Origin of the sequence: Methylobacterium sp. J-026, assembly GCF_022829585.1 — a bacterium.
In the GTDB taxonomy this organism is placed as follows: Bacteria; Pseudomonadota; Alphaproteobacteria; order Rhizobiales; family Beijerinckiaceae; genus Methylobacterium.
On record NZ_JAKSYC010000327.1, the window covers coordinates 32,234 to 51,154 of the forward strand.

An 18,921-nucleotide genomic window follows, 5' to 3' on the forward strand; every position below is an offset into this window, starting at 1 on the left:
GCGCCGCTCAGTAGGTCCAGCGCTGGGCCTTCGAGACCAGGAAGTCACGGAACGCCTGGACCCGCGCGACGGAGCGCATCTCCTCGGCGTAGACGAGGTAGCTCTCCAGGCTCGGCATCTCGGTCTCGCGCAGGACCTGCACGAGCTGCTGGTCCCCGTCCACCGCGTAGTCGGGCAGGATCCCGATTCCGGCGCCCGCCTCCATGGCGCGCTGGAGGGCGCCGATATTGTTCACCGTCAGGTGGACGTGGCGCCGCTCGCGGCCGTCGCGCCCGGCATCGGCCAGCCAATGGGCGGCGAGCAGGTATGACGGCTCGTTGCCGCCGAACGACACGAGGCGATGGTCATCGAGGTCCTCGATCGTCTTGGGTTCGCCGAAGCGCTTGACGTAATCCTGGCTCGCGAACGCATGGTAATGCACCGTGAACAACCGGCGTTGGATCAGGTCCGGCTGGGCCGGGCGGCGCATGCGGATCGCCACGTCGGCCTCGCGCATGGCGAGATCGAGTTCCTCGTTGGTGAGGATCAGCTCGATGCGCACGTCCGGGTAGAGGTCGAGGAACTCGCCCACGCGCTGCGACAGCCAGGACGTTCCGAGCCCGACCGTCGTGGTGACCTTGAGGTCACCGGTCGGCCGCTCCGAAGTTTCCACGAGCCGCGCGCGGGTGTTTTCCAGGCGCAGCTTCATGTCCCGCGCCGCCCGGAACAGCAGGTCGCCCTGTTCGGTCAGCAGCAGACCCCGCGCATGGCGGTGGAACAGCGGCGCCTTGAGCTCACGTTCGAGGGCACTGATCTGACGGCTCACCGCCGACTGGCTGAGGCCGATGTCGTCGCCCGCCTTCGTGAAGCTGCCGGCCTCCGCGACGTTGAGGAAGATCCGGATCTTATCCCAATCCAAGGCCTGAACCCCTACCAGCGCGTGCCCGGGGCCGCATCCCGGCCAGTCCGGCACGCGGCGCATCGGGCGGTTCACCGGGCGACCGGCACGGCGTCGAACGCGGACATCCGCGCGCGTCACCGCGTGGGAATGCAAGCGCAGCATCCCGGCGCAGTCGGCACTCCTATGCACACGGTGCATGGTCGCGCGCAAGCACCGGCTGGGGATTTGTGAAAATACCGGTGCACCGGTACCGGTCGCACTCCGCCGGCGGGATTCTACTCGGCCGCGGCTGCCCGGATCGGATCCTCGCCGATCTCCAGATTGGCCAGGAACTTCTCCGCTTCGAGTGCAGCCATGCAGCCCATGCCGGCGGCGGTGATCGCCTGACGGTAGACGTCGTCCGTGACGTCCCCCGCGGCGAACACACCCGGAATCTCGGTCTCCGTGGTGCCGGGCTTCACGGTGAGGTAGCCGCCGTGGCGCATCGGCAGTTGCCCCTCGAAGATCGCGGTCGCCGGCTGGTGTCCGATCGCCACGAACACGCCGTCGGCCTTCACCTCGTCGATCGCACCCGTGCGCGGGTCCTGAAGACGGACATGGGTGACGCTCGGCGCTGGCTTCTGCACGCCGCAGATCTCGGCGATCTCCCGATGCCACAGCACGGTGACGTTCGGATGCTTGAACAGGCGTTCCTGCAGGATCCGTTCGGCCCGGAACGAATCGCGGCGGTGGACCACGGTCACCTTGCTGGCGATGTTGGCGAGGTAGAGCGCCTCCTCGACCGCGGTGTTGCCGCCGCCGACCACCACCACCTCCTTGCCGCGGAAGAAGAATCCGTCGCAGGTGGCGCAGGCCGAGACGCCGCCGCCCTGAAACGTCGCCTCGGAGGGGATCCCGAGCCATTTGGCCAGGGCACCCGTGGCGATGATCAGCGCGTCGCAGGAATAGGTCTCGCCCGAATCGGCCTCCAGCCGGAACGGCCGCTGCTCGAGATCGACCTTCGTGATGTACTCCGACACGATGCGGGTGCCGACGTGCTCGGCCTGCAGCCGCATCTGCTCCATCAGCCAGGGCCCCTGGATCGCCTCGGCGAAGCCCGGGTAGTTCTCCACATCGGTGGTGATCATGAGCTGGCCGCCCGGCTGGAAACCCGAGATCAGCAGCGGCTCGACCATGGCGCGGGCTGCATAGATCGCCGCCGTGTAACCGGCCGGACCCGAGCCGACGATCACCAGCTTGGCATGCGTGTGGGGCATCTCTCTCGGTCTCCTCAGGCGCGATCGGCCGTGCGGCGTGCGGCATAGGCATCGGCCAGCGCCTGCGCGATCACCGGCGTCGCGTCGATGGGCTTGTACGTCAGGTCCACCAACTGACCGGTGAACGGCCGCAGCGCTCCGGCGATGGCCAGACCGGCGAACATCCGCCGATGGCGGATATAGGTGCGCGGCAGGTCGAAGAGCAGGACCGGCGCACCGGTCGCCACCGCCTCGCTCACCATGTTGGCGGAGTCCGAGGTGACCACGATCGCCTCGGCCAACGCCAGCATGGCGACGTAGGGGTTGTCCCCGGTCCCGTCCCAGAGGAACCCGCCCGTGTCGGCGGCGAGGGCCTTCACGGCGTTCCGGAGCGGGTCCGGGGTGCGGCGGGAGATCGTCACCATGAGACGGCAGCCCTGCGCCACCAGCCCGTGCAGATCCCCCACGAGGCGGATCATGTCGGTCTTGCGGTAGCTCAGATGCCGGCTGTCGCCGCCGACCAGGACCGCCACCCGCGGCCCGTCGAGGCGCGCGAGCCGCGGATCGGGGCGGGCGCGGGCCGCGGCCAGGCGCGCCGCGGTGACGAGATGCGGGGCTGTGAGCGTCGTGAAGACGTTGGGACCGCGCAGGTCGTCGTAATCCGGAACCCAAATGAAATCGGCGCTGTCCTCGCCCGTGCGCGGGTCCTTGAGGAAGGCCGTGAAGGTGCGGCCGCCGGTGGCGTTCCGAACCGCCCGGAGATAGGGCACGGCCCGGCGCCCGGAGGCGATCAAGAGGTCGGGATAGGGCCCCGCCAAAGCGCCGGCGCGGCGACGGGGTCCCTCCCGCGGGTCGATGGGCCCCCAGGGCGCCATCCAGCCGAACGGCCCGGACGCGGGGACCTGCCGGATCTCGAAGTCGAGGCCCAGCGTCTCGGCGATCCCGACGCACTGGTTCTCGTCGCCGGCCTTGCCGTCCGTGACGATCCAGGCGCGGGCGCGCGCGAGCTCGGGCAGGAGTTCGGATCGCGCCTCCGGCCGGTTGCGCAGGGCGGATTTCGCCTCCGTCACGTCGATGCTTGCCATGCCCCTCGCTCAGGAAACCCGCTTCTGCTCCGGTGCCAAGCCCGACCGCCGGCGCACCGCATTCCGAGATCGGCCCCTCGATCCCATCCCTTCCCCTCATCCTGACGTGACCGCGTCAGCGGGCCACGAAGGAGGGCTGCACAAATCGCGCGGCCAGCTGGAGGCCTCCGCTGCGCTCCGGCACCCCAGGATGAGGTGGTGGAATGGCGAACTTCACCTGAAGACATCCCGCATCGCCGCATCTCGCCTGCCTTGGCAACGTCTGTCGGCAAAGCACACCTAATCCCGCGGGAGATCCCGCGCGAGCCACTGGGCAAAGATGTCGGCGATCGCTGCCAGCCGACGCCCCTCGAATTGCGGATCGTACCACGCGCCGCCGTAGCTCGACGGCGTCGCGGTCATCTGCGGGTGTCGCCCGAGGATCTGCCCCGTCTGCCCGATGAGCAACGCCTCGCCTTCCAGGTAATCGGTCTGGAAGTTGCCACCCGAGCCATGACGGGCGCCGCTGCCGACATAGGGCCGCAGCGACAGGCCGCTCACCACCACGACGAGGCGCGGTCCTCGCCCCCCGATCCGATCCGCGAACGTCCTGCGCAGGGCCTCGGTCAAGTCGGTGGCCAACGCCTCCGCCTGCAGACCCGCGCCCTTGTCGCGCAAGGGTCGCACGTCGACGCGGATATCGGAAAACCGGGCGGTCGCCGGAAAGTCATCCGCCGCCGCGGAGCCCGCGGCGGCGAGGAGGATCAACCCGGCGAGCCGGCCCCGAAAACGCGGGCCCATGCGCTCAGCCGCCGAACCGGACGGCCACGACCTCGTAGGACTTGCCTCCGCCCGGCGTCGTGACTTCGACGGTGTCCCCGACGCCCTTGCCGATCAGCGCCCGGGCGATCGGCGAGGTGATCGAGACGCGCCCCGCATGCACGTCGGCCTCGGGCTCGCCGACGATCTGGTAGGTCTTCTCCTCCTCCGTGTCCTCGTCCACGAGCTTCACGGTGGCGCCGAACTTGATCTTGTCGCCGGACAGCTTCGCCACGTCGATGATCTCGGCACGCGCGATCATGCTCTCCAGCTCGATGACGCGCCCCTCGTTGTGGGACTGAGCTTCCTTGGCGGCGTGATATTCGGCGTTTTCCGACAGGTCTCCGTGCGCGCGGGCCTCAGCGATGGCCGCCACGATGCGCTGGCGCTCCACCTGCTGGCGGTGTTTCAGCTCCTCTTCGAGGGCTGCGAAACCACGCACCGTGATCGGAACCTTGTCTATCGTCATCGTCTCGCGCCACAATGAAGAGGCCCGGCCGAGAGTGTAGCACTCCCTCCGGGCCACGAGATTAAGTCAGCGGAACCCTGAGGCTCAGGCCGCAAAGTATTCCTGCAACGCGCGGACCTTGAGATCGCCTTCTAGATAGGCCTTGATCCCCTCGGCCGCGGCCATCGCGCCAGCTAGAGTGGTGTAATACGGCACCTTATGCAAGAGGGCGGCGCGCCGGAGCGACCGCGAATCCGAGAGTGCGCCCGCCCCCTCGGTGGTGTTGAGGACGAGCTGGATGCCGCCGTTCTTGATGGCGTCGACCACGTGCGGCCGCCCTTCGAGGACCTTGTTGATCCGCTCGGCCGGGACGGCGTTCTCCACGAGGAAGCGCTGCGTGCCGCCGGTCGCCAGGATTGAGAAGCCGAGATCGGACAGGAGCTTCATGGTCGGCAGGATGCGGACCTTGTCGGCATCGCGCACCGACACGAACACAGCGCCGGCCTTAGGCACCTGCGTGCCCGAGCCGAGCTGGCTCTTGGCGAAGGCGACCCCGAAGCTCGTGTCCAGACCGATCACCTCGCCGGTGGAGCGCATCTCCGGCCCGAGCAGCACGTCGACGCCCGGGAACCGCGCGAAGGGAAACACGGCTTCCTTCACGGCGATGTGCGGCAGGGTCTTCGGCTTCAGGCCGAAGGTGGCCAGCGGCTCCCCCGCCATGACCCGGGCGGCGATCTTGGCGATCGGCTCACCGATCACCTTGGCGACGAACGGGACCGTGCGCGAGGCCCGGGGGTTCACCTCCAGGACGTAGATGGCCCCGTCCTTGATGGCGTATTGCACGTTCATCAGGCCGACGACGTTGAGCGCCAGGGCCATGGCCTTGGTCTGCCGCTCCAGCTCGGCCATGATCTCGGGGGAGAGCGAGCGCGGCGGCAGCGTGCAGGCCGAGTCGCCGGAATGGATGCCGGCCTCCTCGATGTGCTCCAGGATGCCGGCGATGAACACGTCCTTGCCATCGCAGACCGCGTCGACATCGACCTCCACGGCGTCCGACAGGTAGCGGTCGAACAGGAGCGGGTTTTTGCCCAGGACCGTGTTGATCTGGCCGGTCTTGTCGTTCGGGTAGCGGGCCTTGACCTCCGAGGGGATCAGGCTCGGCAGGGTGTCGAGCAGATAGTCGGCGAACTGGGTCTCGTCGCGGATGATCGCCATGGCGCGGCCACCGAGCACGTAGCTCGGGCGGACCACGAAGGGCAGGCCGAGATCGGCGGCGACCAGGCGTCCTTGCTCCACCGAATAGGCAATGCCGTTCTTGGGCTGCTTCATCCCCAGCTTGTCGAGGAGCCGCTTGAACTGGTCGCGGTCCTCGGCGAGGTCGATGGCGTCCGGCGAGGTGCCGAGGATCGGCACGCCGGCGGCCTCGAGCGCCCGGGCGAGCTTCAGCGGGGTCTGGCCGCCGAACTGTACGATGACGCCGTGCAGGGTCCCGGCCTGCCGCTCGGTCTCGATGATCTCCAGCACGTCCTCAGCGGTCAGCGGCTCGAAGTAGAGCCGGTCCGAGGTGTCGTAGTCGGTCGAGACCGTCTCCGGATTACAATTGACCATGATGGTCTCGTAGCCGGCCTCCGACAGCGCGTAGCAGGCGTGGCAGCAGCAATAGTCGAACTCGATGCCCTGGCCGATCCGGTTCGGGCCGCCGCCTAGGATGATGATCTTGTTGGCCCCGGTCGGCTGCGCCTCGTCCACCACCGCGCCCGCGAAGGGCGCCACGTAGGTCGAGTACATGTAGGCGGTGGGCGACTTGAATTCGGCCGCGCAGGTGTCGATCCGCTTGAAGACCGGCCGCACCGCGAGCGCCCGACGGGCGGCGCTGACCGCGGCCTCGTCGGTGCGGGCGAGCACGGCGAGGCGGGCGTCCGAGAAGCCGGCCGCCTTGAGCTGGCGGAAGGCGCCGGGCGTCGTCGGCAGGCCGTGGGCCTTGACCCGGTTCTCGAGGTCGATGATCGCCTGGAGCTGCTCCAGGAACCACGGGTCGATCTTGCAGGAGGCGTAGACCTGCTCGTGGCTGACGCCCAGCCGCAGGGCCTGCGCGACCTTCAGGAGCCGGTCCGGGGTCGGCGTGCCGATGGCCGCCTTGATGGCGTTGTGGTCGTCGCCCTTGCCGAGGCCCTCGATCTCGATGTCGTCGAGGCCGGTCAGCCCCGTCTCCAGGGAGCGCAGGGCCTTCTGGAGGGATTCCGCGAAGCAGCGGCCGATCGCCATGGCCTCGCCCACCGACTTCATGGCGGTGGTCAGAGTCGGTTCGGCGCCCGGGAACTTTTCGAAGGCGAAACGCGGGATCTTTGTGACCACGTAGTCGATCGTCGGCTCGAACGAGGCCGGGGTCGCGCCGCCGGTGATGTCGTTGGCGATCTCGTCGAGGGTGTAGCCGACCGCGAGCTTGGCCGCGACCTTGGCGATCGGGAAGCCGGTGGCCTTTGACGCCAGCGCCGAGGAGCGTGAGACGCGCGGGTTCATCTCGATCACGATCATCCGGCCGTTCTCGGGGTTGATCGCGAATTGCACATTCGAGCCGCCGGTCTCGACGCCGATCTCGCGCAGCACCGCCAGGGAGGCGTCGCGCATCACCTGGTATTCCTTGTCGGTGAGCGTCAGCGCAGGCGCCACGGTGATCGAATCACCGGTATGCACGCCCATCGGATCGATGTTCTCGATGGAGCAGACGATGATGCAGTTGTCGTTCCGATCCCGGACGACCTCCATCTCGTACTCCTTCCAGCCGAGCACGCTCTCCTCGATCAGCACCTCGTTGGTCGGCGAGGCATCGATGCCGCGCTCGACGATGTCGAGGAATTCCTCACGGTTGTAGGCGATGCCGCCGCCGGTGCCGCCCATGGTGAAGGACGGGCGGATGATCGCCGGCAACCCGACCTCGGCCAGCGCCATGAGGGCCTGGCCGATGGCGTGCTCGCCGTAGCGCTTGCGCCGGTCGGTCTCACCGACCGCCCAGCTCTTCTCAAAGGCGGTCAGCGCCGCCTGGCGCGCCGCGGGATCGGTGTCGGCGGCCTCGATGCGGGCGATCTCGGCGAGATACTTCTCCCGGTCCGCCTTCTTGGCCGCGGAGGCGTTGGCGAGCGCCGATTTCGGGGTGTCGAGCCCGATCTTGGTCATGGCGTCGCGGAACAGGTGCCGGTCCTCGGCCTTGTCGATGGCATCGGCGGTGGCGCCGATCATCTGGACGCCGTACTTGGCCAGCACGCCCATCTTCTGGAGCGACAGCGCGCAGTTCAGCGCGGTCTGGCCGCCCATCGTCGGCAGGATCGCGTCGGGGCGCTCCTTCTCGATGATCTTGGCGACGATCTCCGGGGTGATCGGCTCGACATAGGTCGCGTCCGCCATGTCCGGGTCGGTCATGATGGTCGCGGGATTCGAGTTGACCAGGACGATCCGGTAGCCCTCTTCCCGCAGCGCCTTGCAGGCCTGGGTCCCGGAATAGTCGAACTCGCAGGCCTGCCCGATGATGATCGGCCCCGCACCGATGATCAGGATCGAGGAGATGTCGGTGCGCTTGGGCATCTGCGGCCTTGTCAGGCCATGCGTATCCGATCAGGCACGGCCGGTCTCGGCCCTGCTTTCGGACGCGCGTGGCGGGATTGTCGTTGAGCGCCGCGTTTACACGGGCCTCGGGCGCTTTGAAAGACCGGGGTCGGCCTGCGCGTTCCCCGGCGCCGCAGCCCGCGGATCGCTTGGTCAGCCCAGACTCGAACAATTCTCAAGTCTTTGAGTCCGCATGCATCGTATTGCCGAGTCTTTTCCAGATCCGTAAAGGTCGACCGATCGACGGTCCCGTCGATTCAAACGAGACCAATTCGAGATAGACGATGATCAGGAAAACGGTCAGCGCCGCGGTGCTTGCGTTCGCCGCAGCGACAGCGGTTCACGCCACGGAAGTCTCCATCAAGACGCTCAACAGCGGCCCGGGCGGGATGATGGTCTTCGATCAGGCCTTCGTGAAGATTCAGCCCGGCGACACGGTTCGGTTCGTACCGGCCGACAAGGGACACAACGCCGAACTCATCAGGGGCATGGCGCCCGAGGGCGCGCCGACCTTCAAGACCGTGGTCGGCAAGGAGGAGACCGTGACCTTCGAAAAGCCCGGCCTCTACGGCTTCAAGTGTTCGCCGCACTACATCATGGGCATGGTCGGGCTGATCGAGGTCGGCGACAGGCCGGAGAACCTGGAGACCGCCAAGGCGGCGCAGCACGGCAAGCTCGCTGCCAAGCGCTTCGAGCCCCTGTTCGAGCAGGTGCGGTAGCGGTGCCGGGGGTGGCGCAGGCCACCCCTCCTCAGAAGCCGGCGTAGAGCGCGGCCAACGCCCGGTCGATGGAAAGATAGAAGATCCCGAAGGCGACCACGGCGGCGGCAGCGAATTCCAGGGCGACGTTGGGGAGCGTCTGCGCCCGGCGCAGGGCCTCGCGGCCGAAATACACGGAGACCCAGGCGAGGGCGAGGACGGCCGGCAGGGCGAACAGGTACGACACCGTGCTCTCGACGCGGTCGAGGCCGCCGGTCGGGTCGATCAGCGCCCGGATGTTGCGCACCCAGGGGGCGTAGACGGCGGCGTAGAGAGCCGTCAGCCACGACAGGCCGACCGCGATACCGAGATGGACCGTGAAGGTGCGGTGCAGGCGGGAGAAATCGTCGCGTGCCTCGTCGATGGTCATCCGGCATTCCCCTGCGACGGAGCCGGCCGGCGCGGATGCGCCGCCGCTCTCTGGCCGTCGTGGGTGTTCTTAAGCCGGCGGATTCGGCGGATTTTATGGCCCGGGCGCGGCCCGATTGGGATCGCGCCGGGGATCCGGTCAGGCAGGCTTCACCGTCTCGGGCTCGCCCGCGCGCATCAGCGTGACGAAGCGCTCGAACAGATAGTGGCTGTCGCGCGGGCCGGGCGAGGCCTCCGGGTGGTGCTGCACCGAGAAGGCCGGACGGTCGGTCAGCGTCAGCCCGCAATTCGATCCGTCGAACAGCGAGACGTGGGTCTCCACGGCGGTCGCCGGCAGGCTCGCCGGGTCGACCGCGAAGCCGTGGTTCATCGAGACGATCTCGACCTTGCCGGTGGTCTTGTCCTTCACCGGATGGTTCGCGCCGTGGTGACCCTGGCCCATCTTCACGGTCCGGCCGCCGAGCGCGAGGCCCATGAGCTGGTGCCCAAGGCAGATCCCGAAGGTCGGCACCTTCGCGTCGAGCAGGTTGCGGATCACCGGCACCGCGTAGGCGCCGGTCGCCGCCGGATCGCCGGGGCCATTCGACAGGAACACGCCGTCCGGTTTCATCGCCAGGATTGCCTCGGCGCTGGTGGTGGCCGGCACCACGGTGACGTCGCAGCCGGCCTCGGCCAGCAGCCGCAGGATGTTGCGCTTCACCCCGTAATCGATGGCCACGACCTTCAGGCCCTGGCCCGGCGCGCGCGTGCCGTAGCCGTTGCCCAGCGCCCACACGGTCTCCGACCATTCCGAGGCGGCGCGGCTCGTCACCGGCGGCACGAGGTCGAGCCCTTCCATCGGCGCCAGCGCCGCCGCCCGGGCCTTCAGGGCCTCCCGGTCGAACCGGCCCTCCGGATCGTTGGCGATCACGGCGTTGGGCATGCCCCGGTCGCGGATGCGAGCGGTGAGTGCCCGCGTATCGACCCCGGTGATGCCCACGATGCCGCGGGCCTTGAGCCAGCCATCGAGATGCGACGACGAGCGCCAGCTCGACGGCTTCGTCACGGCCGAGGCGATGACCGTGCCGCGCACGCCGGAGGCCGGCGCCGCTCCGAGGCTCTCCAGATCCTCGTCGTTGGTGCCGACATTCCCGATATGGGGGAAGGTGAAGGTGACGATCTGCCCGGCATAGGACGGATCGGTCAGGATCTCCTGGTAGCCGGTCATCGCCGTGTTGAAGCAGACCTCGCCGTCCGCGATCCCGGTCTGCCCGATGCCGAAGCCTTCGAGAACGGTCCCGTCGGCGAGGACCAGCAGAGCCGTGGCGACGGGCTCCGACCAGGGCTCGGGGGCCCGGGGCCCGGGGGCATGCGCGGCGGAGTCTTGCGGCATGGGCTGAGTCTCGCTTATGTCCGACCGAAGGCGGGCGCCGCAACGCGGCGCTCTCGGCTTGCGGCATGATCGTGTGCGGCGCTCTTAGCGAGCGGCCCGCGATGGGGTCAATGTGGCCCTGCGGCCCGCAGGGCTCAACACCGACGAGCCGAAAGACCCGCAATCCGCAGGCCAGCCCGCCGTTTTTCCGTTGGAAGGTTCCTCGACATGCTGCGCGCCCGCTTCACCACCGAGATGAAGGAGGCCATGAAGGCCGGCGACAAGGGCAAGCTCGCCACCGTGCGGATGATCCAGGCCGCCCTCAAGGACCGGGACATCGAGGCCCGCGGCAACGGCAAGGATCCGATCGCCGACGAGGAGATCCTGTCGCTCCTCCAGAAGATGATCAAGCAGCGCACCGAATCGGCAGCCGTCTACGAGCAGGGCGGCCGCCCGGAACTCGCCGCCAACGAGCGTGCCGAGATCGGAATCATCGAGAGCTTCCTGCCCAAGCAGATGGACGAGACCGAGATGAAGGCGGCCGTCGAGGCGGCGATCCTGGAGACCGGCGCCGCCGGCCCGAAGGACATGGGCCGGGTGATCGGCGCCCTGAAGGGCACCTTCGCGGGGCGGATGGATTTCGGCAAGGCGAGCGGCCTGGTGAAGGACGCGCTCGCCGCGAAGGGCTGACGAGCGATCAGCGCTCGCGAGCCGTCCGCGCCCTGACGTAGCTGCGCAGGACCGCGTTGATTCGGCTCTGATAGCCAGTGCCCGCGTGCTTGAAGTAGGCGAGTACGTCGGCATCCAGGCGGATCGAGACCGGAACCTTGCGCGGTGGCAGCACTGCCTCGGCGCGCGACCAGTCGATGTCGAGGGGCGCGGCATCGGGATCGCCCGCGACCGCTTCCGCGATCTCCGAATCGCGCATCGCGCCGATCCTGTTCAGATCGGTTGATCCGCGCGCACCCTCACGCTCCGAAGCGCGTCGTGTAGGCTTGTCTCTCATTGCGCCTCGCCGCTCGCGCGGAGATGATCCGGATGATGCCAGCCCGATCGGTCCAGACCACGGCGATCACGCACTGCGCGAGCCGACCAAGGCTGACCTTCCGGACTTCGCCATTCCTGATCGTCTGTACGGTCAGGTGGGGATGATCGAAGACGCCGATCGCGTCCCGGAAATCGATACCGTGCTTCTCGAGATTGAGCGTCCGCTTGCGCTCATCCCATTCGAAGCCAACCACCGGCATGTACATAGTCCGGAATCAGGGCTGTGTCGATACAAACGTATATACAGGATCGGCGATCGCATCGCACCGGACTCGCAGCTGTGGAAGCTTGCAGGGCCGGTCAGAGCGCATTCTCCACGCTATCCCCACCCGACATCACTCCGTCCGTGGGGCGGGACTCAACCCCCTTCACTACGCTAGGATACGCGGTCCCGAAGCCGACCCCAGGTCCCGTGCGCTATCCGTCCCACATCCTGGAAGAGATCCGTGCCCGGCTGCCGGCCTCCTCGGTGGTGGGGCGGCGGGTTCAGCTCAAGAAGGCCGGCCGGGAATGGCGCGGCCTGTCGCCGTTCAACGCCGAGAAGACCCCGTCCTTCTACGTGAACGACCAGAAGCAGTTCTATCACTGCTTCTCGTCCTCGAAGCACGGGGACATTTTCACCTTCCTGATGGAGACGGAGGGCCTGAGCTTCCCGGAGGCCGTCGAGCGGCTGGCCGGGGAGGCGGGCGTCAGCCTGCCCGCGCCGACCGAGGACAACCGCGCCGCGGAGACCAAGCGCGCCGGGGCCATCGAGGTGATGGAGATGGCCGCCCGCTGGTTCGAGGAGCGGCTGCTCTCGAGCAAGGGCAGCGAGGCCCGCACCTATCTCGAACGGCGCGCGCTCGGGCGCGAAACCCAGCAGGCCTTCCGCCTGGGCTACGCGCCGAACGACCGCTATGCCCTGCGCGATCATCTGGCCGGGCAGGGCGTCGACAAGGCGCTGATGATCGAGATGGGGCTTCTGGCGACCGGGGAGGGCGTCTCGGTCCCGTACGATTATTTCCGCGATCGGGTGATGTTCCCGATCACCGACACGCGCGGCCGGGTCGTGGCCTTCGGCGGCCGGGCGCTGTCGAAGGATGTGCGCGCCAAGTACCTGAACTCCCCTGAGACGCCGCTCTTCCACAAGGGCCGGACGCTCTACAACCTCCACGGCGCCCGGAAGGCCGCGCACGAGCGCGGCTCGATCATCGCGGTCGAGGGCTACGTCGACGTCATCGCCATGACGCTCGCCGGCCACCCCGAGACGGTGGCGCCCCTGGGCACCGCACTCACCGAGGATCAGCTCGCCCTGCTCTGGCGCCACGCCGACGAGCCGATCCTGTGCTTCGACGGCGACAAGGCCGGCCAGCGTGCGGCCTTCCGGGCGCTCGACATCGCGCTGCCGCTCCTCGAACCGGGCCGCTCGCTCCGGATCGCCCTGCTGCCCGGCGGACAGGACCCGGACGACCTGCTGCGCTCCGGCGGGCCGGGGGCGATCGATCAGGTGCTGAAGGCGGCGCTGCCCCTGTCCGAGCTGCTCTGGCGGCGCGCCCTGGAATCCGGACCCGTCGACACGCCCGAACGGCGGGCCGGGCTGACCCAGACCCTGCGCGCGACCGTCGCGGCCATCCGCGACGAGACCGTGCGGCGCTACTACCGCGACGACATCGAGGAGCGGCTTCGCGGCCTGTCGCCCCGCGGGGCGCGGGTCGCCGCGGGACCGGGTGCCCGCGGCCGTACGCGGTTCGTACGGCCCGGCGAACCGGTCTCGCCGCGCATCACCGGCAGCCCGAGCGCGTCGATGACGGCCTCGGCGGGGTTCACCGGCGCCGCTTCGGTCCGGGAGGCGGTGATCGTCGGCACGCTGCTGGCGCATCCCGAGATGATCGGGGAATTCGGCGAGGCGATCGGCGATCTGGACTTCGAGGCCCCGGATGCGCGGGCTCTGCTGTCGGTTCTCCTGGACTGCGCGGCCGAGGGCGAGCGCACCGATCCGAACGTGTTGCAGAGCCGCATCACCCGCGCCGGGCTGAACGCAGGTGCAGAGAGGATCCTGGCCCTCGCCCGCTCGCGGGACCGCTCGACGCTGGCTCCGCACGCGGATCCCGCACACCGTATGGATGCCCTTCGGCAAGCCATGATCTTGCACCAGCAGGCAGGCGCGCTACATACCGAACTTCGCGAAGCACGGCAGGCGTTTGAGAACGATCCGACCGATGCCGGGTGGGCATGGCTCTGCGAAGTGAAGGCGAGGCTGGAAACCGTCATCGCCGCCGAGGCTGAGGCCGACTTGCCGGTGTCGGGTGACTCGACGGCCGCGTGACGGCTGTGTCATGGCGGAGGCGGCGGCGGCAGGGAGCGGCTCGCCATAGTTAACAATCGGTCAAGCCTCAGGCTTGCATACGGAAACCGACGCAGGCGACCGGAGCGATTCGGCGCCGTTCTCTTACAGCGGCGCCGACGGCGTAGACCGGCCCAGCCAGGGCCTCCGCAACGCGCCACGTGCGAAACAATAGGCTGAACATGGCGACGAAGGCAACGGAACGGGACGAGACGGACGCTGCCCCTGAGCAGCAGACCGACGGGCCGCTCCTCGACCTGACGGATGCTTCGGTCAAGCGGATGGTCAAGCTCGCCAAGAAGCGCGGCTACGTGACCTACGAGGAGGTCAACGAGGTCCTGCCCGAGGGCCAGTCCGACCCGGATCAGCTCGAGGACGTGCTGTCGCAGCTGTCCGAGATGGGCATCAACGTGGTCGAGGCCGAGGAGACCGACGAGGCCGCCGGCGAGAAGCCCGCCGAGAGCGACGAGGAGGAGCCTGAGGGCGGCGAGGTCGCCGAGGTCGCCCCGGCGCGTGCGGTGACGGTCGCGACCACCACCAAGGAGCCCACCGACCGCACCGACGATCCGGTGCGGATGTACCTGCGCGAGATGGGCTCCGTGGAGCTGCTCTCCCGCGAGGGCGAGATCGCCATCGCCAAGCGCATCGAGGCCGGCCGCGAGGCGATGATCGCGGGCCTCTGCGAGAGCCCGCTGACCTTCCAGGCGATCATCATCTGGCGGGACGAGCTCGTGGAGGGCAAGGTCCTCCTGCGCGACATCATCGATCTGGAGGCGACCTATGCCGGTCCGGACGGCAAGAACGCGCCGCAGATCGCCGAGGGCGAGGACGCCGCCGAGGACGGCGAGCCGCCGGCCCCGCCGGAGGGCGGCGACGACGAGGACGACCTGGAGAACAACGTCTCGCTCGCCGCGATGGAGGCCGAGATCAAGCCGCGGGTCCTCGAGACCTTCGATGCGATCGCCGCGAATTACCGCAAGCTGCGCAAGTCCCAGACCGAGGGCACCGAGCGCAAGGCCGCAGGCGAGAAGAACACCCCGGCCCAGAACCAGAAGCAGGCCGAGCTGAAGGACATCGTCGTCGCCGACGTGAAGTCCCTGTCGCTGAACAACAACCGCATCGAGGCGCTGGTCGGGCAGCTCTACTCGATCAACAAGCAGCTGATCGGCCACGAGGGCCGCTTGATGCGCTTTGCCGAGAGCCACGGCGTGGCCCGCGACGAGTTCCTGCGTCACTACCAGGGCTACGAGCTCGATCCGAACTGGATGGAGCGTGTCGGCACGCTGGGCGGCAAGGGCTGGAAGAACCTGGTCGAGAAGGGCTCGCGGCAGGTCACCGACCTGCGCGCCCAGATCCTCGACCTCGCCTCCGAGACCGGATTGGAGATCGGCGAGTACCGCCGCATCGTCAACATGGTCCAGAAGGGCGAGCGCGAGGCTCGGCAGGCCAAGAAGGAGATGATCGAGGCGAACCTGCGCCTCGTGATCTCGATCGCCAAGAAGTACACGAACCGCGGCCTGCAGTTCCTGGACCTGATCCAGGAGGGCAACATCGGCCTGATGAAGGCCGTGGACAAGTTCGAGTACCGGCGCGGCTACAAGTTCTCGACCTACGCCACGTGGTGGATCCGGCAGGCGATCACCCGCTCGATCGCCGATCAGGCGCGCACGATCCGCATCCCGGTGCACATGATCGAGACGATCAACAAGATCGTCCGCACCTCGCGCCAGATGCTCCACGAGATCGGCCGCGAACCGACGCCTGAGGAACTGGCCGAAAAATTGGCCATGCCCTTGGAGAAGGTGCGAAAAGTTCTGAAGATCGCCAAGGAGCCGATCTCCCTCGAAACGCCGATCGGCGACGAGGAGGACAGCCATCTGGGTGACTTCATCGAGGACAAGAACGTCGTCCTGCCGATCGACGCGGCGATCCAGTCGAACCTGCGCGAGACGACGACGCGGGTTCTGGCCTCGCTCACGCCGCGCGAGGAGCGGGTGCTGCGCATGCGCTTCGGCATCGGCATGAACACCGACCACACCCTCGAGGAGGTCGGCCAGCAATTCTCGGTGACCCGCGAGCGCATCCGTCAGATCGAGGCGAAGGCCCTGCGCAAGCTGAAGCACCCGTCGCGCAGCCGGAAGCTGAGGAGCTTCCTGGACAATTGAGCCCCCGCCGCGGCCGCTGCCGCGGCGCTTTCCCGTCGTCCGCGCCGTCACGACGCCGCGCGGCATTCAACCTGGCGCCATGCTCGAACGCCGCCCGCCAACGCCCGGAGTGCCGACGGCCTTCGCGGACGGCACCGAGGCCGACGATGTCCCGTTCGGGGCCATCCAACCCTCCGTGGGCATCCGCGACTGGTTGCTGGGCGAAGGCGCGCGTCTGCAGAACGCCGACGACATGCTGTCCGGTCTGGCCGAGCGGCTGATCGCCATCGGCGTGCCGGTGGACCGGGCGTCCACGGCCATCGACACCCTGCACTCAGAATATGCCGGCGTCGGCCGGATCTGGACCCGGGACGGCGGCACCACGGTTCGATTGTTCCCGCACGGTGCCCGCTCAACCGATGCGTACCTCAACAGCCCGTTCCACACAGTTCACGAGACCGGCGAGTGGCTGATCCTGGACCTCAGCGAGACGTCCGACGACGCCTACGCGATCGTCCCGGACCTGAAGGCGGAAGGCTACACCCACTACGTCGTGGCCCCGCTGTTCTTCACCAACGGCACCAAGAACGGCATCACCTTCGCGACCCGCTCGCCGGAGGGGTTCGGGGCCGACGACATCGCGATCCTGCGCTTCGTCATGCCGGCGCTGGCCGCCGTCATGGAGATGCGCGTCCTCAACAAACAGCTCGACCACGTGCTGCGGCTCTATGTCGGCGACGAGCCGCACCGGGCGATCCTCGCGGGCGATATCCGCCGCGGTCAGGTCACGCGGATCCGCTCGGCGATCCTGTTCGCCGACATGCGCGACTACACCCGGACCTCCGCCGACATGAGCCCCGAGGAGGTGGTGGGACTGCTCAACGTGTTCTTCGACTGCCTGGTGCCGCCGATCGAGCGCGAGGGCGGCGAGGTGCTGAAATATCTCGGCGACGGCCTGCTGGCGATCTTCCGTGAATCGGGCGACGACCTCGGCGGCGCCGCCAAGGGCGCGCTGACGGCGGCGCAGCACGCCCTGGCGGCCTTGGACGAGGCCAACGCCCTGCGCCAATTCCCGGTGCCGGTGGCTGCCGGGATCGCCCTGCATCACGGCGAGGCGGCCTACGGCAATGTCGGCTCGGGCTCCCGGCTCGACTTCACCGTGATCGGCCGGGACGTGAACCTGGCCAGCCGCCTCGCACAGCTCAACCGCATCCTCGGCGAGCCGCTGCTGATGTCGAAACCGTTCGTGGATTTCCTCTGGGGCGACCCGATCCCGCTGGGCGAGCACGTGCTCGACGGCTTCCGGGAGCCGATGGCCGTGTTCAAGCCGAAATTCCTGCGCCCCCGCAAACCGGTTTGAGGCCGCGCCGCGACGGGTTCGTCCGCGGCAGCAGAACGGCGGTTTCGTGCGGGACTTCGGAACCGTGGGCGCAGCACCCCCGAACTCCAACGCCGTCAGAATTGCCAGGCCGGAGCGAACTCGGAACTGTAGGCTGATTGCCGGCAGCCCCAGACGGGATCGATCATCCTCGCGAGCGCGCGCCGTGCCAGGGCACAGGAGCGCGCCACGACGTCGTTCGGAACATTCGGCTTTTTTAATATCTCAAGACAGGCATGAAGACTTATGTTATATTGGCCGACATGATAGGCGTTGGCTGAATATTCTTCCAGCATTCCATATTCATAGACCCAGGGATTCAGCGATATGCCTTCGCTCGGCAATGTTAGGGCAATGCCCGCCTCGGCATAGCGGAACCCCTCCGGAAATCTGTCCTTACTCCGGCAATACCGGCTGGCCCCATGGCGCGCTTCTGCCCGCGCCGGGCGGACCAGGATCGCCCGATCGTACAGATGCAACACCGTGTCTTCGGGCTCATCGACGCGTTCCGCGTTCACGGCAGCCATCAGCAGGCTGAAATAGACTTCTTCATTCCATCGACATAGCTCAGCGCTCTTCACAAAACAATCAAGCGCCTTACGGTAGTCCTTCGCTGCATCATATGTACTGCCCAGATACATCGTGTACCGCGCGACCATGAACGGGTCTTTCTCGACCGCCAGCGCCTGTTCCAGGATGGCGATGTCGCGGGCATCGGCGGTCGTGTCGTGATGGCGTGCCCCGTCTTCGCCCCGGCGCATCGCGAGGGGGAGGATCGGCGTCTCCGGATCCCCAGGGCATTCGAGAAACTCGTGCAGAACGCCGCGATAACGCCAGTTTTTCTTGCTGCTGACCAGTTGTTTACGCCAGTACCGCGTATGGGTGTCGACGATCTCGAACCTGTATCCTGCCTCATGAAGCTTCGGCATGACGAAGTCCGGAGGGATGATCAGCTCGTCATCGGCGTCGATGATGAGCGCGTACTGCGCGTGCGGACGGGCGAGCTTTAGGGCCTCGTTCCGATTGAACGCGAAATCGACCCAGGGCCGCTCGACGAGCCTGCCGGGCATGTCCGCCATCGCGGCGCGGATGACATCCTGCGTCCCGTCCGTCGATCCGGTGTCGACGATGACCCAGTGATCGATGATTGGGAGGACGGAATCGAGGCACCGCCGGATGACATGCGCCTCGTCCTTGACGATCATCGACAAGCAGATTGTCTGACCGGATCTTTTCATGCCAGCATCGCCTAAACATACGTGCGTGCGTCGCACGCGCGAACCTGTCACCTCATAGCTGAGCTCGCCGCGCGTCACAAATCAGAGAGTTTATTTTGCTATTGGATGCATAATAGTTCAGCGATTATCATACGTTATTGGCAAATAATACTGCGTGAAAGATGATTATTGATAGATAGCGATCACGACACAGAAATGTTTCATAAAACAGGCCCGCCCATGACGGACACGGTTCCCGGCCGGCACGGTCGGAGAGGATCCGCCTGC

The 18,921-nt window shown here is 67.5% G+C and carries 16 protein-coding genes; 5 read left to right on the forward strand and 11 right to left on the reverse strand.

Going from position 1 to position 18,921, the window contains the following annotated elements; all coding sequences use genetic code 11:
* Nucleotides 1-7: 7 nt before the first annotated feature.
* The 6 genes from MKK69_RS28065 to carB form a co-directional block, all read right to left on the reverse strand.
* Nucleotides 8-898 (reverse strand): LysR family transcriptional regulator, encoded by an 891-nt coding sequence (locus MKK69_RS28065; RefSeq protein WP_010681976.1) that lies wholly within the window; start codon nt 896-898, stop codon nt 8-10.
* 257 nt (nt 899-1,155) lie between these two features.
* Complete coding sequence (trxB, locus tag MKK69_RS28070; RefSeq protein ID WP_243973449.1) at nt 1,156-2,136, reverse strand: thioredoxin-disulfide reductase; 981 nt, start codon at nt 2,134-2,136, stop codon at nt 1,156-1,158.
* 14 nt (nt 2,137-2,150) lie between these two features.
* The gene (locus tag MKK69_RS28075; RefSeq protein ID WP_243973450.1) at nt 2,151-3,200 is read right to left on the reverse strand and encodes a mitochondrial fission ELM1 family protein; all 1,050 of its coding nucleotides are present in this window, start codon (nt 3,198-3,200) and stop codon (nt 2,151-2,153) included.
* Nucleotides 3,201-3,479: 279 nt separating this feature from the next.
* Nucleotides 3,480-3,980 carry a hypothetical protein gene (locus MKK69_RS28080; protein WP_243973451.1) on the reverse strand — a complete coding sequence of 167 codons (501 nt, stop codon included), beginning with the start codon at nt 3,978-3,980 and terminating at the stop codon, nt 3,480-3,482.
* 4 nt (nt 3,981-3,984) lie between these two features.
* The gene (gene greA / locus MKK69_RS28085; protein WP_243973596.1) at nt 3,985-4,461 is read right to left on the reverse strand and encodes a transcription elongation factor GreA; all 477 of its coding nucleotides are present in this window, start codon (nt 4,459-4,461) and stop codon (nt 3,985-3,987) included.
* Nucleotides 4,462-4,551: 90 nt separating this feature from the next.
* Complete coding sequence (gene carB, locus MKK69_RS28090; protein ID WP_243973452.1) at nt 4,552-8,025, reverse strand: carbamoyl-phosphate synthase large subunit; 3,474 nt, start codon at nt 8,023-8,025, stop codon at nt 4,552-4,554.
* Nucleotides 8,026-8,330: 305 nt separating this feature from the next.
* Between carB and MKK69_RS28095 the strand changes: the two genes are divergently transcribed.
* Complete coding sequence (locus MKK69_RS28095) at nt 8,331-8,765, forward strand: pseudoazurin (RefSeq protein ID WP_243973453.1); 435 nt, start codon at nt 8,331-8,333, stop codon at nt 8,763-8,765.
* 31 nt (nt 8,766-8,796) lie between these two features.
* Here MKK69_RS28095 and MKK69_RS28100 read toward each other — a convergent pair whose 3' ends face one another.
* Entirely contained in the window at nt 8,797-9,174 is a 378-nt protein-coding gene (locus tag MKK69_RS28100; RefSeq protein WP_243973454.1) for a hypothetical protein, read from the reverse strand.
* 138 nt (nt 9,175-9,312) lie between these two features.
* Nucleotides 9,313-10,545: a glutamine-hydrolyzing carbamoyl-phosphate synthase small subunit gene (gene carA / locus MKK69_RS28105; protein WP_243973455.1), complete on the reverse strand. Its 1,233-nt coding sequence runs from the start codon at nt 10,543-10,545 to the stop codon at nt 9,313-9,315.
* 207 nt (nt 10,546-10,752) lie between these two features.
* Here carA and MKK69_RS28110 point away from each other — a divergent pair, with 207 nt between their 5' ends.
* The gene (locus MKK69_RS28110) at nt 10,753-11,214 is read left to right on the forward strand and encodes a GatB/YqeY domain-containing protein (RefSeq protein WP_243973456.1); all 462 of its coding nucleotides are present in this window, start codon (nt 10,753-10,755) and stop codon (nt 11,212-11,214) included.
* A 7-nt stretch (nt 11,215-11,221) separates the two neighbouring features.
* Here MKK69_RS28110 and MKK69_RS28115 read toward each other — a convergent pair whose 3' ends face one another.
* Complete coding sequence (locus MKK69_RS28115; protein ID WP_243973457.1) at nt 11,222-11,452, reverse strand: BrnA antitoxin family protein; 231 nt, start codon at nt 11,450-11,452, stop codon at nt 11,222-11,224.
* 40 nt (nt 11,453-11,492) lie between these two features.
* Nucleotides 11,493-11,771, reverse strand: a complete 279-nt coding sequence (locus tag MKK69_RS28120; RefSeq protein WP_243973458.1) for a BrnT family toxin — start codon at nt 11,769-11,771, stop codon at nt 11,493-11,495.
* Nucleotides 11,772-11,983: 212 nt separating this feature from the next.
* Here MKK69_RS28120 and dnaG point away from each other — a divergent pair, with 212 nt between their 5' ends.
* The 3 genes from dnaG to MKK69_RS28135 all read left to right on the forward strand — a co-directional run bounded on the left by dnaG (nt 11,984) and on the right by MKK69_RS28135 (nt 17,398).
* Nucleotides 11,984-13,876, forward strand: a complete 1,893-nt coding sequence (gene dnaG, locus MKK69_RS28125; RefSeq protein ID WP_243973459.1) for a DNA primase — start codon at nt 11,984-11,986, stop codon at nt 13,874-13,876.
* 200 nt (nt 13,877-14,076) lie between these two features.
* On the forward strand, nt 14,077-16,059 hold the full coding sequence (gene rpoD, locus MKK69_RS28130; protein ID WP_243973460.1) for an RNA polymerase sigma factor RpoD: 1,983 nt from the start codon (nt 14,077-14,079) through the stop codon (nt 16,057-16,059).
* A gap of 79 nt (nt 16,060-16,138) precedes the next feature.
* Entirely contained in the window at nt 16,139-17,398 is a 1,260-nt protein-coding gene (locus tag MKK69_RS28135; protein ID WP_243973461.1) for an adenylate/guanylate cyclase domain-containing protein, read from the forward strand.
* A gap of 95 nt (nt 17,399-17,493) precedes the next feature.
* Here the strand turns inward: MKK69_RS28135 and MKK69_RS28140 are convergent, their stop codons facing one another.
* The gene (locus MKK69_RS28140) at nt 17,494-18,621 is read right to left on the reverse strand and encodes a glycosyltransferase (protein WP_243973597.1); all 1,128 of its coding nucleotides are present in this window, start codon (nt 18,619-18,621) and stop codon (nt 17,494-17,496) included.
* Between the last annotated feature and the right edge of the window lie 300 nt (nt 18,622-18,921).

Excerpts from the sequence above, each read along its gene's own strand:
- trxB (WP_243973449.1), bottom strand. The coding sequence starts at position 2,136 with ATGCCCCACACGCATGCCAAGCTGGTGATCGTCGGCTCGGGTCCGGCC.
- MKK69_RS28075 (WP_243973450.1), bottom strand. The coding sequence starts at position 3,200 with ATGGCAAGCATCGACGTGACGGAGGCGAAATCCGCCCTGCGCAACCGG.
- MKK69_RS28080 (WP_243973451.1), bottom strand. The coding sequence starts at position 3,980 with ATGGGCCCGCGTTTTCGGGGCCGGCTCGCCGGGTTGATCCTCCTCGCC.
- carB (WP_243973452.1), bottom strand. The coding sequence starts at position 8,025 with ATGCCCAAGCGCACCGACATCTCCTCGATCCTGATCATCGGTGCGGGG.
- MKK69_RS28095 (WP_243973453.1), top strand. The coding sequence starts at position 8,331 with ATGATCAGGAAAACGGTCAGCGCCGCGGTGCTTGCGTTCGCCGCAGCG.
- MKK69_RS28100 (WP_243973454.1), bottom strand. The coding sequence starts at position 9,174 with ATGACCATCGACGAGGCACGCGACGATTTCTCCCGCCTGCACCGCACC.
- carA (WP_243973455.1), bottom strand. The coding sequence starts at position 10,545 with ATGCCGCAAGACTCCGCCGCGCATGCCCCCGGGCCCCGGGCCCCCGAG.
- MKK69_RS28110 (WP_243973456.1), top strand. The coding sequence starts at position 10,753 with ATGCTGCGCGCCCGCTTCACCACCGAGATGAAGGAGGCCATGAAGGCC.
- MKK69_RS28115 (WP_243973457.1), bottom strand. The coding sequence starts at position 11,452 with ATGCGCGATTCGGAGATCGCGGAAGCGGTCGCGGGCGATCCCGATGCC.
- MKK69_RS28120 (WP_243973458.1), bottom strand. The coding sequence starts at position 11,771 with ATGCCGGTGGTTGGCTTCGAATGGGATGAGCGCAAGCGGACGCTCAAT.
- rpoD (WP_243973460.1), top strand. The coding sequence starts at position 14,077 with ATGGCGACGAAGGCAACGGAACGGGACGAGACGGACGCTGCCCCTGAG.
- MKK69_RS28135 (WP_243973461.1), top strand. The coding sequence starts at position 16,139 with ATGCTCGAACGCCGCCCGCCAACGCCCGGAGTGCCGACGGCCTTCGCG.
- MKK69_RS28140 (WP_243973597.1), bottom strand. The coding sequence starts at position 18,621 with ATGATCGTCAAGGACGAGGCGCATGTCATCCGGCGGTGCCTCGATTCC.